Source organism: Stenotrophomonas maltophilia R551-3 (genome assembly GCF_000020665.1).
Classification (GTDB): Bacteria; Pseudomonadota; Gammaproteobacteria; order Xanthomonadales; family Xanthomonadaceae; genus Stenotrophomonas; species Stenotrophomonas maltophilia_L.
The window spans coordinates 717070-731172 of record NC_011071.1; the positions used below are offsets into that span (position 1 = coordinate 717070).

General features: G+C 66.4%; 12 protein-coding genes. 9 read left to right on the top strand and 3 right to left on the bottom strand.

Annotation, left to right across the window (positions count from 1 at the left end; translation table 11 throughout):
• Positions 1–66 precede the first annotated feature (66 nt).
• From ftsA to lpxC, 3 genes are all read left to right on the top strand, one after another.
• A complete protein-coding gene (gene ftsA, locus SMAL_RS03090) occupies positions 67–1302 on the top strand; it encodes a cell division protein FtsA (RefSeq protein WP_005408083.1) in 1236 nt (411 codons plus the stop codon).
• Between the two features lie 170 nt (positions 1303–1472).
• Entirely contained in the window at positions 1473–2708 is a 1236-nt protein-coding gene (ftsZ, locus tag SMAL_RS03095; protein ID WP_004143720.1) for a cell division protein FtsZ, read from the top strand.
• A 193-nt stretch (positions 2709–2901) separates the two neighbouring features.
• The gene (gene lpxC, locus SMAL_RS03100; RefSeq protein ID WP_004143722.1) at positions 2902–3813 is read left to right on the top strand and encodes a UDP-3-O-acyl-N-acetylglucosamine deacetylase; all 912 of its coding nucleotides are present in this window, start codon (positions 2902–2904) and stop codon (positions 3811–3813) included.
• A 282-nt stretch (positions 3814–4095) separates the two neighbouring features.
• Here lpxC and SMAL_RS03105 read toward each other — a convergent pair whose 3' ends face one another.
• Entirely contained in the window at positions 4096–4545 is a 450-nt protein-coding gene (locus SMAL_RS03105) for a DciA family protein (protein ID WP_012510050.1), read from the bottom strand.
• A 12-nt stretch (positions 4546–4557) separates the two neighbouring features.
• On the opposite strand from SMAL_RS03105, the gene SMAL_RS03110 reads away from it, so the two are divergent.
• From SMAL_RS03110 to SMAL_RS03120, 3 genes are all read left to right on the top strand, one after another.
• On the top strand, positions 4558–5514 hold the full coding sequence (locus SMAL_RS03110) for a M23 family metallopeptidase (RefSeq protein ID WP_012510051.1): 957 nt from the start codon (positions 4558–4560) through the stop codon (positions 5512–5514).
• 298 nt (positions 5515–5812) lie between these two features.
• Positions 5813–8545: a preprotein translocase subunit SecA gene (gene secA / locus SMAL_RS03115; protein ID WP_012510052.1), complete on the top strand. Its 2733-nt coding sequence runs from the start codon at positions 5813–5815 to the stop codon at positions 8543–8545.
• Between the two features lie 112 nt (positions 8546–8657).
• Complete coding sequence (locus SMAL_RS03120) at positions 8658–9614, top strand: Nudix family hydrolase (protein WP_012510053.1); 957 nt, start codon at positions 8658–8660, stop codon at positions 9612–9614.
• Positions 9615–9708: 94 nt separating this feature from the next.
• Here SMAL_RS03120 and SMAL_RS03125 read toward each other — a convergent pair whose 3' ends face one another.
• On the bottom strand, positions 9709–10290 hold the full coding sequence (locus SMAL_RS03125) for a DUF4124 domain-containing protein (protein ID WP_012510054.1): 582 nt from the start codon (positions 10288–10290) through the stop codon (positions 9709–9711).
• 40 nt (positions 10291–10330) lie between these two features.
• Positions 10331–11158: a methylenetetrahydrofolate reductase [NAD(P)H] gene (metF, locus tag SMAL_RS03130; RefSeq protein ID WP_012510055.1), complete on the bottom strand. Its 828-nt coding sequence runs from the start codon at positions 11156–11158 to the stop codon at positions 10331–10333.
• Between the two features lie 204 nt (positions 11159–11362).
• Here metF and SMAL_RS03135 point away from each other — a divergent pair, with 204 nt between their 5' ends.
• The 3 genes from SMAL_RS03135 to SMAL_RS03145 are packed head-to-tail and all read left to right on the top strand — an operon-like array spanning position 11363 to position 14103.
• Positions 11363–12289 carry an alpha/beta fold hydrolase gene (locus SMAL_RS03135; protein ID WP_012510056.1) on the top strand — a complete coding sequence of 309 codons (927 nt, stop codon included), beginning with the start codon at positions 11363–11365 and terminating at the stop codon, positions 12287–12289.
• Between the two features lie 36 nt (positions 12290–12325).
• Positions 12326–13375, top strand: coding sequence for a sensor histidine kinase (locus tag SMAL_RS03140; protein ID WP_012510057.1), 1050 nt, complete (start codon positions 12326–12328; stop codon positions 13373–13375).
• Positions 13372–14103 carry a LytR/AlgR family response regulator transcription factor gene (locus SMAL_RS03145; protein WP_012510058.1) on the top strand — a complete coding sequence of 244 codons (732 nt, stop codon included), beginning with the start codon at positions 13372–13374 and terminating at the stop codon, positions 14101–14103. The genes SMAL_RS03140 and SMAL_RS03145 overlap by 4 nt, the downstream gene beginning before the upstream one ends.

Below are 14103 nucleotides of genomic sequence, written 5' to 3' on the forward strand. Positions count from 1 at the left end.
CTGGGGTACCCCGGCCACGTCGGCGAAAACGCCGGCGACCCCGGCCAGAAGCACGCAGGAAAGAACATGAATCGCAAGGGTGACAAATCGCTGATCGTTGGCCTGGACATCGGCACCTCCAAGGTGGTGGCGCTGGTGGGTGAGTATTCGCCGGGCAATCCGATCGAAGTGATCGGTATCGGCTCGCATGAATCGCGTGGGCTCAAGCGCGGCGTGGTGGTGGACATCGAATCGACCGTGCAGTCGATCCAGCGCGCGGTGGAAGAAGCCGAGCTGATGGCCGGCTGCGAGATCCGCTCGGTGTATGCCTCGATCTCCGGCAACCACGTGCAGTGCAAGAACTCGCCCGGCATCGTGCCGATCCGCGACGGCGAAGTGACCTGGGGCGACCTGGATCGCGTGCTCGATGCGGCCAAGGCGGTGGCGATCCCGGCCGACCAGAAGATCCTGCACGCGATTCCGCGCGAGTACGTGCTGGACGATTCGCAGGAAGGCATCCGCAACCCGGTCGGCATGACCGGCGTGCGCCTGGAAGTGCATGCACACCTGGTGGTGTGCGCGCAGTCGGCCGCGGCCAACATCAGCAAGTGCGTGCAGCGCTGCGGCCTGCAGGTGGACGACCTGGTGCTGTCCTCGCTGGCCTCCAGCGTGGCGGTGCTGACCGCCGACGAGCGCGAGCTGGGCGTGGTGCTGGTCGACATGGGCGCCGGCACCACCGACATCGCGGTGTTCGTGCAGGGTGCGATCTGCCATACCGCCTCGCTGCCGATCGCCGGCGACCACGTCACCAACGACATCGCGCACATGCTGCGCACGCCGACCCCGGAAGCCGAGCAGATCAAGGTGCGCTACGCCTGCGCCCTGGCCCAGCTGGCCACCGCCGAGGAAAGCATCCAGGTGCCGTCGGTGGGCGATCGTCCGCCGCGCCGCATGCCGCGCCACTCGCTGGCGCAGGCCGTGCAGGGCCGCTACGAGGAAATCTTCGAGATGGTGCAGGCCGAACTGCGCCGCTCCGGCTTCGAGGAACTGGTGCGCGCCGGCATGGTGCTGACCGGTGGTGCGTCGAAGATGGAAGGCGTGGTCGAGCTGGCCGAGGAAATGCTGCAGATGCCGGTGCGCGTGGGCATCCCGCAGCACGTCACCGGCCTCGGTGAAGTGGTCGGCAACCCGGTGCATGCCACCGGCGTGGGCCTGCTGCTGATGGGGAGCCAGATCGAGCACCCGCGCCGGCCGTCGCTGCCGACCGGGCGCGCGGGAAGCATGTTCAAGAAACTCAAGACGTGGTTCCGCGGCGAGTTCTGACGCGGAACCGGTAAACCCCGGCATCGCCCGGGCGCAACACCTGCAGTACCCGCAACACAACGCAGCACCTGCAACACACAACCCACACAGCCGCAACGCCGGCATGCAGCAGGAAGGCAGGACGCCCGAATGCCCATGCCAGCCGAAGCGGATACAACGAGGACACGGACATGGCGCATTTTGAACTGATCGAAAAGATGGCACCCAATGCGGTGATCAAGGTGGTTGGCGTGGGCGGCGGCGGCGGCAATGCCGTGGCGCACATGGTCAACTCGGCGGTGGATGGCGTGGAATTCATCACGGCCAACACCGACTCGCAGGCCATCAAGAATTGCGGTGCCAAGCTGCAGCTGCAGCTGGGTACCAACGTGACCAAGGGCCTGGGCGCAGGCGCGAACCCGGAAGTCGGCCGCCAGGCTGCTCTGGAAGATCGTGAGCGCATCATGGACGCGCTGCAGGGTGCGGACATGGTGTTCATCACCGCCGGCATGGGCGGCGGCACCGGCACCGGTGCGGCGCCGGTGGTGGCACAGCTGGCCAAGGAAATGGGCATCCTGACCGTGGCCGTGGTCACCAAGCCGTTCCCGTTCGAAGGCCGTCGCCGCATGCAGGTCGCGCTGAAGGGCATCGAAGAACTGAGCCAGCACTGCGACTCGCTGATCACCATCCCGAACGAGAAGCTGATCACCGTGCTGGGTCGCAACGCGACCATGATCCAGGCCTTCCGTGCCGCCAACGACGTGCTGCAGGGCGCCGTGCAGGGCATCGCCGACCTGATCGTGCGTCCGGGCCTGATCAACGTCGACTTTGCCGACGTGCGCACCGTCATGTCCGAAATGGGCCTGGCAATGATGGGTACCGGTACCGCCCGCGGCGATGACCGCGCGCAGGCCGCTGCCGAATCGGCGATCCAGAACCCGCTGCTGGACGACGTGAACCTGGCCGGTGCCAACGGCATCCTGGTCAACATCACCGCCGGCGCCGACTTCACCATGGCCGAGTTCGACGAGATCGGCCGCACCATCGACGGCTTCGCTTCCGAAGACGCCACCGTGGTGGTCGGTACCGTGCTCGACCCGGACATGCAGGATGAAGTGCGCGTGACCGTGGTCGCCACCGGCCTGAACCGCGTCTCGGCCAGCAAGTCCCAGCGTCCGGGCGAACGTGCGCCGATCAAGCTGGTCCGCAACGCCACCACCGGCCAGCCGGAGTTCGGCGAGTTCGACAATGGCGGCGACGCCGTGTCGAAGGCGGTGGGTGGCATGGGCCTGGGCCTGCGTCGCGCCAGCAGCGATACCGCGGCAGCCTCCGCTCCGTCGGCCCCGGCCGCTTCGGCCCCGGCTGCGGCGGAACTGCCGAACGATTACCTGGACATCCCGGCCTTCCTGCGCCGCCAGGCGGACTAAGCGGGGCGGCCCGGGGCTTGTCCTCCCCGGGTTGCGCCACCATGTCCTGAAAACGCGGGCGCCGGGCCAGGATGGGCCCGGCCGCCCTGCTTCACGCGCGTCCTACCGGCGCGCCGGTGTGTCCTGCCGGCGTTTCAGTCGGGGTAGGGGACCCTGCGTGTTAATCTAATGTGTCACTTCCGGTCCACCCCCCATGATCCAGCAACGCACCCTCAAGAACACGATCCGCGCCACCGGCGTTGGCCTGCACAGCGGTGACAAGGTCTACATGACCCTGCGCCCGGCACCGGTCAACCATGGAATCGTGTTCCGCCGCGTGGACCTGGACCCGGTGGTGGAAGTGCCGGCCAAGGCCGAACTGGTCACCGAAGTGACCCTGTGCACCGGCCTGACCTGCAACGACGCCAAGATCCAGACCGTCGAACACCTGATGTCGGCGTTGGCCGGCCTGGGTGTGGACAACATCATCGTCGAACTGTCTTCGGCCGAGCTGCCGATCATGGACGGTTCGGCCGGTCCCTTCGTGTTCCTGCTGCAGTCGGCAGGCATCGTGGAACAGGATGCGCCCAAGCGCTTCATCCGCGTGCTGAAGACCGTGGAAGTGACCGAAGGCGACAAGGTGGCCCGCTTCACCCCGTATGAGGGCTACAAGCTGGGCTTCACCATCCAGTTCGACCACCCGATGATCCCGGCCAAGCAGTCGCGCCAGGAAATCGAGTTCTCGACGCTGGCCTACACCAAGGAAATCTCCCGCGCGCGCACCTTCGGCTTCATGCGCGACCTGGAGTACATGCGCGAGCGCAACCTGGGCCTGGGCGGTTCGATGGACAACGCCATCGTGCTGGATGAGTTCCGCGTGCTCAACGAAGACGGCCTGCGCTATGCCGACGAATTCGTGCGCCACAAGATCCTCGATGCGATCGGCGACCTCTATCTGGCCGGTGGCCAGGTGCTGGGCGCCTACGAGGGCTTCAAGTCCGGCCACGCGCTCAACAACAAGCTGGTGCGGGCGCTGATGGCCGATGCCACCGCCTGGGAGTGGGTCAGCTTCGACTCGCCGGCCACCCCGGACCCGGTCGAGTATGCGACGCCGGCTTACGCCTGATTCGCATAAGTTTTTGAATTAAAAGAAAAAAGCGCCGCCTTCAAGGGCGGCGTTGTCGTTTCAGACGCATGCCGCGCATTCAGCGCGCTTGAGGCGCGTCAAGGCCGGTTCGAGGTCACGGTTTTGTGAACCTGTTGGATCGGAAGCCTGAATTTAACGCAGTTTTAACAACAATCTAACGACAGGGCTCCGGATGGCAGCTAGGATGCGACCCGGCCCCCGAAATGTTTCACGCCGTGGTGACACGCGCGACGGGGAGTGGAGCCGGATGCTCCGCTGTCATCAGGACCGCTTCTTCGGCTTCGAAGGAACGTCCTGCAGGCAAGCCAAGGCGTCGCGTAGCCCTTTGTGCGTGGCGGCTGAAACTGCGTGGGGTCCATTCCGGTTGTCGAGCGCTGGGGAGCGCGTGGGAGTGGAGGACGCAGTCTTGATGGTCACCTTGGTGGCCTTCAGCCCGATGGACCGGGCCGCGTCGAGCAACTGGGCTTCGGCAAGCCGCAACTTGGCATGCCAGACCGGGGATTCGACGAGAAAAACGAGGTGTTCCCCGTCCACATTGGCCAGCCGGCAACGGCTGCGCAGAGGTGGCGGCAACTGGGGGCGCAACTGACGGTCCAGCGCGTCGAGCCACAAGGCACGCCGCAGCGGGTTCCCGCTTTTGTCAGCCATCACCGCATCCAGCGCCGGTTTCGGCTTGGAGGCGGGGCGAACGCTGGATTTCGGCTCAGACATGAAAACTCACTGATGGCATTCAAAAAGATCGTAATCAAAACGCGTGAAGGACAGGCCAAATCGTCGCCCATCGCGCGTTTGCGGTTCTATTTCGAGGACCGCCCCCGTGCCCTGCTGGGCAGCGTGCTCGGGGTAGGCTGCATTATCGGCCTTGCTGGCGGCATTGGCGCCAGCGCGCTGAATGATTCCCGGCTGCAGGCCAAGGTCGAGCGCCAGGACGCGGAGCTGGCCAAGGTCCGGCGCGACGCGCAGACCCAGGTCAACGCGCTGGCAGCCCGCCTCGGCGAGCTGCAGGCCCAGGCCACCCGCCTCAACGCCCTCGGCGAACGGCTGACCCAGATGGGCAAGCTGGAAGACGGCGAGTTCGACTTCAACGAGACCCCCGGCCTCGGTGACGGCGATGCTGGTGGCCCGACCACCGACATCCCGGTCAAGGACGTCAACGCCGACTTACAGGTGCTGGAGCAGCGCTTCGCTGCTTCAGGCCGCCAGCTGTCGGTGATGGAATCGCTGATGTTCGACCACCAGCTGCAGCAGAACGCCGTGCCGTCGCGCATGCCGATCCGCAACAGCTACGTGACCTCCGGCTTCGGCACCCGTGCCGACCCGTTCGGCCGCGGTGCCGCCACCCACAAGGGCATGGACTTCCACGCCAGGGTCGGTGACCCGGTGATGGCCGTGGCCGAAGGCGTGGTCAGCTTCTCCGGTGTGAAGGGCGGCTACGGCAACGTCGTCGACGTCGACCACGGCAATGGCTATGTCACCCGCTACGCGCACAATTCGCGCCTGGTGGTGAAGGTCGGCGACCTGGTCCGTGCCGGCCAGGAAGTGGCCAAGGCCGGTTCCACCGGCCGTTCGACCGGTGCCCACGTGCACTTCGAGGTGTGGGAGAACGGCAACGTGGTCAACCCGCGCAAGTTCCTCGGCGACGGCGGCAACACGCCGGTCGGCCGCATCAGCCGCGGCTGATGCCCGGGTCGGATCCCTTCCGCGCCGCGGGAGGGCTCTGACCCGATGTGGTTGATCTGGTAGTGCCGGCCGCTGGCCGGCAATTCCTTGAGGTGGCCGAGCGAGGCTGCCGGCCAGCAGCCGGCACTACCGGGAACGTTCGGATGCCATTGCCGCCAAAGGGTTGAAACCCCTTGCGGCCGTCCCAAGCTACAATGGGTGTTGCCATCGACAGGGCGCCAGGCGCCCTGTTTCGTTTGCGACGGACGGATCCCAAGGGGGAGGCCGGGCGTCGTGTCCATCCAACCCGGTTCCTTCAATGATCAACAGCCTGCTTACCCGCGTATTTGGCAGTCGTAACGAACGACAGCTGCGCCAGCTCAACCGCATCGTCGCCAAGATCAATGCGCTGGAGCCGGAGATCGAGAAGCTTTCCGACGAGCAGCTTCAGGCCAAGACGCCGGAGTTCAAGCAGCGCATCGCCGATGGTGAAGCCCTGGACAAGGTGCTGCCGGAAGCGTTCGCGGTCTGCCGCGAAGCCGGTCGCCGCGTGCTGGGCATGCGCCACTACGACGTGCAGCTGATCGGCGGCATGGTGCTTCACCTGGGCAAGATCGCAGAAATGCGCACCGGTGAAGGCAAGACCCTGGTGGCGACCCTGCCGGTGTACCTCAACGCACTGGAAGGCAAGGGCGTGCACGTGGTCACCGTGAACGACTACCTGGCCCGCCGCGACGCCGCGCAGATGGGCAAGCTGTACAACTGGCTGGGCCTGAGCGTGGGCGTGGTGTACCCGGGCATGCCGCACAGCGACAAGCGCGAAGCCTACGCCTCGGACATCACCTACGGCACCAACAACGAATTCGGTTTCGACTACCTGCGCGACAACATGGCGCTGTCCAAGGCCGACCGCTACCAGCGCGGCCTGCACTACGCCATCGTCGACGAAGTCGACTCCATCCTGATCGACGAAGCGCGTACCCCGCTGATCATCTCCGGCCCGGCCGACGACTCCCCGGAGCTGTACATCCGGGTCAACCGCGTCGTGCCGAACCTGGTCAAGCAGGAAGCGGAAGACGGCGAAGGCGACTTCTGGGTCGACGAGAAGGGCAAGCAGGTGCACCTGTCCGAAGCGGGCATGGAGCACGCCGAGCAGCTGCTGGTCGAGGCCGGCATCCTCGACGGCGAGACCGAGGGCCTGTACGCGCCGCAGAACCTGACGGTGGTCCACCACCTCAACGCCGCGCTGCGCGCGCACGCGATCTACCAGCGTGACGTGGACTACATCGTGCGCGATGGCGAAGTGGTCATCGTCGATGAGTTCACCGGCCGCACCCTGTCCGGCCGTCGCTGGTCCGATGGCCTGCACCAGGCGGTGGAAGCGAAGGAAGGCGTGCCGGTCCAGCGCGAGAACCAGACGCTGGCCAGCATCACCTTCCAGAACCTGTTCCGCATGTACAAGAAGCTGTCCGGCATGACCGGTACGGCCGATACCGAAGCCTTCGAATTCCAGAGCATCTATGGCCTGGAAGTGGTGGTGATCCCGACCAACCGCCCGACCATCCGCAAGGACAGCCCGGACCAGGTGTTCCTCAACCGCAAGGGCAAGTTCAACGCGGTGCTGGCCGACATCGAAGAGTGCGCCAAGCGCGGCCAGCCGGTGCTGGTGGGTACCACCTCGATCGAAACCTCGGAAATGCTGTCCGAGCATCTGGCCAAGGCCGGCGTGAAGCACGAAGTGCTGAACGCCAAGCAGCATGACCGCGAAGCGACCATCGTCGCCAATGCCGGCCGTCCGGCCGCGGTCACCATCGCTACCAACATGGCCGGCCGTGGTACCGACATCGTGCTGGGCGGTTCACTGGAAGCGGAAATCCACGAACTGGGCGAGGATGCAACCGACGCGCAGAAGGCGGCGGTCAAGGCCGAATGGCAGCAGCGCCATGACGCAGTGAAGGCTGCCGGCGGCCTGCACATCGTCGGCACCGAGCGCCACGAATCGCGCCGTATCGACAACCAGCTGCGTGGCCGTTCGGGCCGCCAGGGTGACCCGGGTTCGTCCCGCTTCTACCTGTCGCTGGAAGACAACCTGATGCGCATCTTCGCCTCCGACTGGGTGCAGAAGGCCATGCGCATGATGGGCATGAAGGAAGATGACGTCATCGAGGACCGCCTGGTCAGCCGCCAGATCGAGAAGGCGCAGCGCAAGGTCGAGGCCCACAACTTCGACATCCGCAAGAACCTGCTGGACTTCGACGACGTCAACAACGACCAGCGCAAGGTGATCTACGCCCAGCGCGACGAGCTGCTGGACGCCGAGTCGGTGAAGGACAACGTCGATGGCATCCGCGACGACGTGATCTTCGACATCGTCGCCCGCTTCGTGCCGCCGAACTCCATCGACGAGCAGTGGGACCTGCGTGGCCTGGAAGCGACCCTGGAGTCGGACTTCGGCCTGCAGATGTCGCTGACCGGTCTGGTCAAGGAACACGAGGAGCTGGACGCCGAAGCCATCGCCGCCAAGGTGCAGGAGCGCGTCAACCAGCACTTCGCCGAGAAGGAAGCTGGTGTTGGCGAAGAGACCATGCGCGCGCTGGAGAAGCACGTGATGTTGACCGTGCTGGACCAGAGCTGGAAGGAGCACCTGGCCCGCATGGATTACCTGCGCCAGGGCATCTACCTGCGTGGTTATGCGCAGAAGCAGCCGAAGCAGGAGTACAAGAAGGAAGCCTTCGAGCTGTTCTCGGACATGCTGGAGAACGTCAAGCGCGAAGTGGTGACCCTGCTGTCGCGCGTGCGCATCCGCAGCGACGAGGAAGTGCAGGCCCTGGAAGCAGCCGAGCGCCAGCAGGTCGAAGCCCGCCTGAGCCAGTCGCAGTTCCAGCACCAGGACGTTGGCAGCTACAGCGCCGACGAGGAAGCCGCGCAGGTGCAGGCCGCCCAGCAGGGCATCGCACAGGTGCAGCGTGACGAGCCGAAGATCGGCCGCAACGATCCGTGCCCCTGCGGCAGTGGCAAGAAGTACAAGCACTGCCACGGCCAGCTGAGCTGACCCGAAGAGCCCCGCGAAAGCGGGGCTTTTCTTTCATGGCGGCTGTTTCGCTGGGCTGATCCGGCCGGATCCGAGATTGCGCGGCCCGCCCTGTTCTGGGCATGCTTCCCCCATGCCTTCCCCCACCCGATCGATCCACGTCGTGGCCGCCGTCATCACCGACGCCCGTGGCCGCGTGCTGCTCAACCGCCGTACCGAGAACCGCGACATGGCCGGCCTGTGGGAATTCCCCGGCGGCAAGCGCGAATCCGGCGAAACCTCCGAACAGGCGCTGGTGCGCGAGCTGCGCGAGGAACTGGGTATCGAGGCGGATGTCGGCGAGTGGCTGATGGACGTGCCACAGCGCTACCCGGACAAGCACCTGACCCTGGAAGTGCGCCATGTGCGCAGCTGGAAGGGTACCCCGCGCGGGCGCGAGGGCCAGGCCATCACCTGGGTGGCGCCGGACAAGCTGGGCCGCTACTCGATGCCGCCGGCCGACCTGCCGGTGGTGGCCGCCCTGCGCCAGCCCGACAGTTACCTGATCACGCCGGCGCCGGCCGACGATGACAGCGGCATACAGCACTGGCATGAGCAGCTGCAGCGCGCGGTAGGCGCGGGCCAGCAGCGCATCCAGTTGCGCCTGCCTCCGACGCATCCACAGCGGCAGGCGATGCTGGAACAGGCCCTGCGCACGCATCGGCGCAGCGGCGTGCAGTGGCTGCTCAACCGCGATATTGAACTGGCGCGCGCACTGGGCGTAGGCGTGCACCTGGGCAGCGAGCAGCTGCTGGAACTGGAGAAGCGCCCGCTGCCAGAGGGACAGCTGGTTGCCGCGTCCTGCCATGACCTGCGACAGCTGCAGGCTGCACAGCGGCTGGGCTGTGACTTCGCCGTGCTGGGCCCCGTGCAGGCCACGGCCAGCCATCCCGCTGCCACACCGATGGGCTGGGATGCCTTCGCCGCATTGCGCGCGCAGGTATCGCTGCCGATCTATGCACTGGGTGGCATGGGCAGCGGCCACATCGCCGAGGCGCGCCGCCATGGCGGGCAGGGCATCGCCGCCATCCGTGCGTTGTGGCCGGCGTGACAGGGTCGGATCCCCGCAACGCGGGGCTCTGACCCCATCGCTGGAATCCGGGGGCGGAGTCCTTTCCGCAGGAAAGGGATCCGACCCCCACCGATCACAGCGTGATCCAGAAGCACCCGTACTGTCGCCGCAACCCCAGCACCGTCGAAGCGCGCGACGCGCTGCCGGGCAGCGTCTGCTCCAGGCGCAGACCGATCGGATGCCGCGCGGCAGGAGACTCAGGGTCGGATCCCTGCGCAGCAGGGCTCTGACCCTCCTCCTGCGAGGACGCCAGCGCCTGTGACGGATACACCGGCACCACGTCGACCAACGGCCGCCGCGCCAATGATTCCAACTGGCCGAGGATGCGCTGTGCGCCTGCGTCGGAGACTGCGCTCCACAGGTACAGCGAGGACAGCCGGTTCACATCATTGCTGACGATGCCGGTGCGCAGCGCTTCCACCAGCTCACTCAACCGTCGCGGACAGCGCGCGCCGAGGGTGTCGCGCGGCATCGTGTTGCCGGTGGGCGCAGGCGGTGGCAACCGCGACCTCGCACCCAGGCTGTCGCAGGGCCGGTCGGTGTAGACACTCTGGCCCTGCGCATCGGTGCAGCGGTTCAGGCGCGTGGACTGCGCATGGGCAGCGCTCGTTGCTGACCACAGTGGCAACAGCAGCAGGAAGAAAAGCCGGTTCATCGACGCAGGGTAGCGCCGTTCAAGGCGACGTGGCGTGCTTTCAGCCCTGCAGCAGCTTCAGCACCGAGGTGGTCGGCTTGGCCAGATTCAGGGTGTAGAAGTGCAGGCCGGGCGCGCCGTCTTCGATCAGCCGTTGGCACAGCCGGGCCACCACTTCGGTGCCGAATGCACGCACCGATTCGGCGTCATCGCCATAGGCCTGCATCTTGCGGCTGATCCAGCGCGGAATCTCCGCACCGCACTGTTCGGAGAAGCGGCGCAGCTGGCTGAAGTTGGCAATCGGCATGATGCCGGGGGTGATCGGCACCTGCACGCCCAGCCGCCGCACTTCATCGACGAAATGGAAGTAGGCGTCAGGGTTGAAGAAGTACTGGGTGATCGCCGCATCGGCACCGGCGTCGATCTTGGCCTTGAAGTGCTTCAGGTCGGCCAGTGCGTCGGAAGCCTGCGGGTGCGTTTCCGGATAGGCGCCCACTTCGATGTGGAACGCATCGCCGTGCTCGGCACGGATGAAGTCGATCAGTTCGGCGGCATAGCGCATGTCGCCGGGGAAACCCATGCCCGAGGGCAGGTCGCCGCGCAGCGCGACCAGACGCCGGCAACCGATCGCGCGGTACAGCTTGAGCAGCTCGCGGATTTCCTGACGGGTGCCGCCGACGCAGGACAGATGTGGTGCGGCATCGAAGCCATGGTGCTGGTTGAGGTGGCGCACGGTCTCCGAGGTATAGCTCAGGGTCGAGCCACCGGCACCGAAGGTGCACGACACGTACTCGGGACCGTAGTCCTTCAGCTTGGCGGCGGCGCGGTCCAGCTGGCTGCGCTGTTCGTCGGTCTTGGGCGGATAGAACTCGAAGCTGATGGCGGTCATGGCACGGGCGGCAGCGGCGGGTGCGGATCAGTATATCGCTTCATCAAGATGGATGTGCATTGGATGTGTGAGGGCAGGCCGTCCGTCACTGGCGACCGTTCGCCCCGGCGCCCGGCCGTTGCTCCGGAATCGCAACCGGGCTGCTGCCGCTGGGGCCACGCTGACCCCAGACCCGGCAATACCCACCCGATGAAGGAGCAGACGATGAAGATCTTCCTGGCACTCTGGTACGCGATGAAGGCCCTGGCCCGGCTGGTGATGATCGGCATGGCGATGGCCGTGCTGGGTTCCGGTCCGGCCCATGCGGCCACTGCCATCACAGCCGGCAAGGTGCAGGTCGAGGTGGTCGGCAAGGGCCGCCCGCTGCTGATGATCCCCGGCCTCAACAGCAGCGCCGAGGTCTGGCGCGAGACCTGCCTGGCCCTGAAGGATGTGCAGTGCCACCTGGTGCAGCTGCCGGGCTTTGCAGGCGCGGCAGCTGCCGATCCGCGCCCGGTCGAATTCCTGCCGGCGATGCGCGGGCAGCTGCTGGCCTACCTGCATGACCAGCACCTGGGGCCGGTGGTTGTGGTCGGCCACAGCCTCGGTGGCCTGCTGGGCCTGCAGATGGCGCAAGCTGAGCCGAAGGCGGTCAGTGCTCTGGTGGTGGTCGATGCGTTGCCGTTCCTGCCGGCCGCGCGTGACCCGAACGCCTCGGCTGACAGCGTGCGGCCGATGGCCGGCCAGCTGCGCAAGGGCATGCTGGCTGCTGACGCCGCGCAATGGCAGGCGCAGTTGAAGGCGGGCCTGCCGGGGATGACCCGCGATCCGCAGCGCCAGGCCGAACTAGGCCGCTGGGGCGAAGGCAGCGACCGCCAGACCACGGCTGATGCCATGCATGCGGTGATGACCACCGACCTGCGCGACAGCATCGCCTCGATCAGCGCGCCGACACTGGTCCTGGGCAGCTGGGCCGGCTATCAGCCGATGGGCGCTACCGAGGACAGCACCCGGGCGGTGTTCCAGACCCAGTACGCGAAGCTGCACGGCGTGCAGATCGCGATGAGTGCGCAGGGCTTCCACTTCCTGATGTGGGATGATCCGCGCTGGTTGCAGGAGCAGGTGCAGCGTTTCCTCGCCGCACATCCCTGACCGTTGTCCGCCCTCCTGCCACCGCCGAGAGCCCGCATGGACGCCACCACCTCATCCCATCGTTTCTGGACACTCAACGCATTGGCGTGGGCCGGCTATGCGATGTACAGCCTTTGGGTCGGGATGCGGATCGGGGGCGGCGTACTGTTCAGCGGCGTGGCCTTGATCAGCGTCAGCATCGCGGTCTCGCTCTGGCTGTGCAGCGGTGCATTGCGTTCGGTCGCGCTGCGCCAGCGCTGGTGGGACGGCGGGCTGGGCCTGCTGGTGTTGAAGCTGGCTGCCGGCGTGATGATCGGCGCCAGCGTTGCACAGGCGGTGACGGCTGCACTTCTGCTGCCGTCGCTGGCACTGGACTGGGTGCGGTTGCCCGGAGGGCACGCCGACTACCAATGGTCCTCGCTGCTGGTGTACTGGATGAACACCGCGCTGTTCCTGCTGATGTGGACCGGCCTGTGGGCAGGCTTGCATGGCCTGCGCCGCGCACGCCACAGTGAGCTGGCCCGCCTGCGTGCCGAAGCCGAGCGCAGTGCGCTGGAACGCGATGCGCTGCGCGCACGGCTCAATCCGCACTTCATGTTCAACGCGTTGAACAACCTGCGTGCCTTGATCCTGGAAGATCCCGAGCGCGCACGCGACATGGTCACCCGCTTGTCGCGCACGCTGCGCCAGGCGCTGGCACACAACCGCAGCGAGCAGGTGACTCTGGCCGAGGAACTGGCAGTGGTCGACGACTATCTCGCCATCGAGGCGATCCACTTCGAACAGCGCCTGCAGGTGCAGCAGCACATCGATGCCGATGCCACCCAGGCACAGTTGCCGGCGATGGCGTTGCAGCTGCTGGTGGAGAACGCGATCAAGCACGGCATCGCCAGTCGCCCGGGTGGTGGTGACGTGCAGATCCGTGCCACGCTGGACAATGATGTGCTGCGCCTGCAGGTGGACAACCCACTGGGCAGCGTCAGCGAGCCCACGCATGGCCATGGCGTCGGCCTGGCCTATCTGCGTGCGCAGCTCGGTTCGCGTGGTCGTTTCATCCTGCAGCCGGTCGGTGACCGCATGCAGGCCCTGCTGGAGATTCCGCAATGAGTGGTGCGCTGCGCGTACTGATTGTCGATGACGCGCGGCTGGCGCGGCAGGAGCTGCGCACGCTGTTGTCGGCGCTGCCGTGGGTGCAGTGCGTGGGCGAAGCCGACGATGTGCCTGCCGCACGCGATGCGATCGCCACGCTGGCACCGGATCTGGTGCTGCTGGACGTGCAGATGCCCTCGGGCAGCGGCTTCGATGTGCTGGATGGTCTGGAGACGGTACCCGCCGTGGTGTTCGTCACCGCCTATGACACCTACGCAGTGCGCGCGTTCCAGGCCAATGCGCTGGATTACCTGGTGAAGCCGGTGGAAGCGCCGCGGCTGCTGGAGGCGCTGCAGCGGGCGCGTGAGCGGGAGGTCGTGGCGGCAGAAGTGCCGGAATCGCGCGGCACGCTGGGCGCGCAGGACCAGGTGTTCGTGCGCGAGGGTGAGCGCTGCTGGTTCGTGGCGGTCTCCGAGATCCGCCGGCTGGTGGTGGATGGCAACTACACGCGGTTGTGGTTCCGCGACCAGAACGCGCTGCTGACCCGCAGCCTGAGTGCGCTGGAAGCACGCCTGCCCACGGAGCTGTTCTTCCGTGCCAACCGCAACACGCTGGTCAACCTGCGGCGCATCCGTGGTGTGACGCCCAGCATCGGCGACGGCTACGACCTGGCACTGGATGACGGCAGCGAGGTGGAGGTTTCGCGGCGGCAGGCGCGTGAATTGCGCGAGCGGATGGCGTTGTAG

Bases quoted from the DNA above. Each gene is read 5' to 3' on its own strand.
- lpxC (WP_004143722.1), top strand. From the start codon at position 2,902: ATGATCCAGCAACGCACCCTCAAGAACACGATCCGCGCCACCGGCGTT.
- SMAL_RS03145 (WP_012510058.1), top strand. From the start codon at position 13,372: ATGAGTGGTGCGCTGCGCGTACTGATTGTCGATGACGCGCGGCTGGCG.
- SMAL_RS03140 (WP_012510057.1), top strand. From the start codon at position 12,326: ATGGACGCCACCACCTCATCCCATCGTTTCTGGACACTCAACGCATTG.
- ftsA (WP_005408083.1), top strand. From the start codon at position 67: ATGAATCGCAAGGGTGACAAATCGCTGATCGTTGGCCTGGACATCGGC.
- SMAL_RS03120 (WP_012510053.1), top strand. From the start codon at position 8,658: ATGCCTTCCCCCACCCGATCGATCCACGTCGTGGCCGCCGTCATCACC.
- secA (WP_012510052.1), top strand. From the start codon at position 5,813: ATGATCAACAGCCTGCTTACCCGCGTATTTGGCAGTCGTAACGAACGA.
- SMAL_RS03125 (WP_012510054.1), bottom strand. From the start codon at position 10,290: ATGAACCGGCTTTTCTTCCTGCTGCTGTTGCCACTGTGGTCAGCAACG.
- SMAL_RS03105 (WP_012510050.1), bottom strand. From the start codon at position 4,545: ATGTCTGAGCCGAAATCCAGCGTTCGCCCCGCCTCCAAGCCGAAACCG.
- SMAL_RS03110 (WP_012510051.1), top strand. From the start codon at position 4,558: ATGGCATTCAAAAAGATCGTAATCAAAACGCGTGAAGGACAGGCCAAA.
- SMAL_RS03135 (WP_012510056.1), top strand. From the start codon at position 11,363: ATGAAGATCTTCCTGGCACTCTGGTACGCGATGAAGGCCCTGGCCCGG.
- ftsZ (WP_004143720.1), top strand. From the start codon at position 1,473: ATGGCGCATTTTGAACTGATCGAAAAGATGGCACCCAATGCGGTGATC.
- metF (WP_012510055.1), bottom strand. From the start codon at position 11,158: ATGACCGCCATCAGCTTCGAGTTCTATCCGCCCAAGACCGACGAACAG.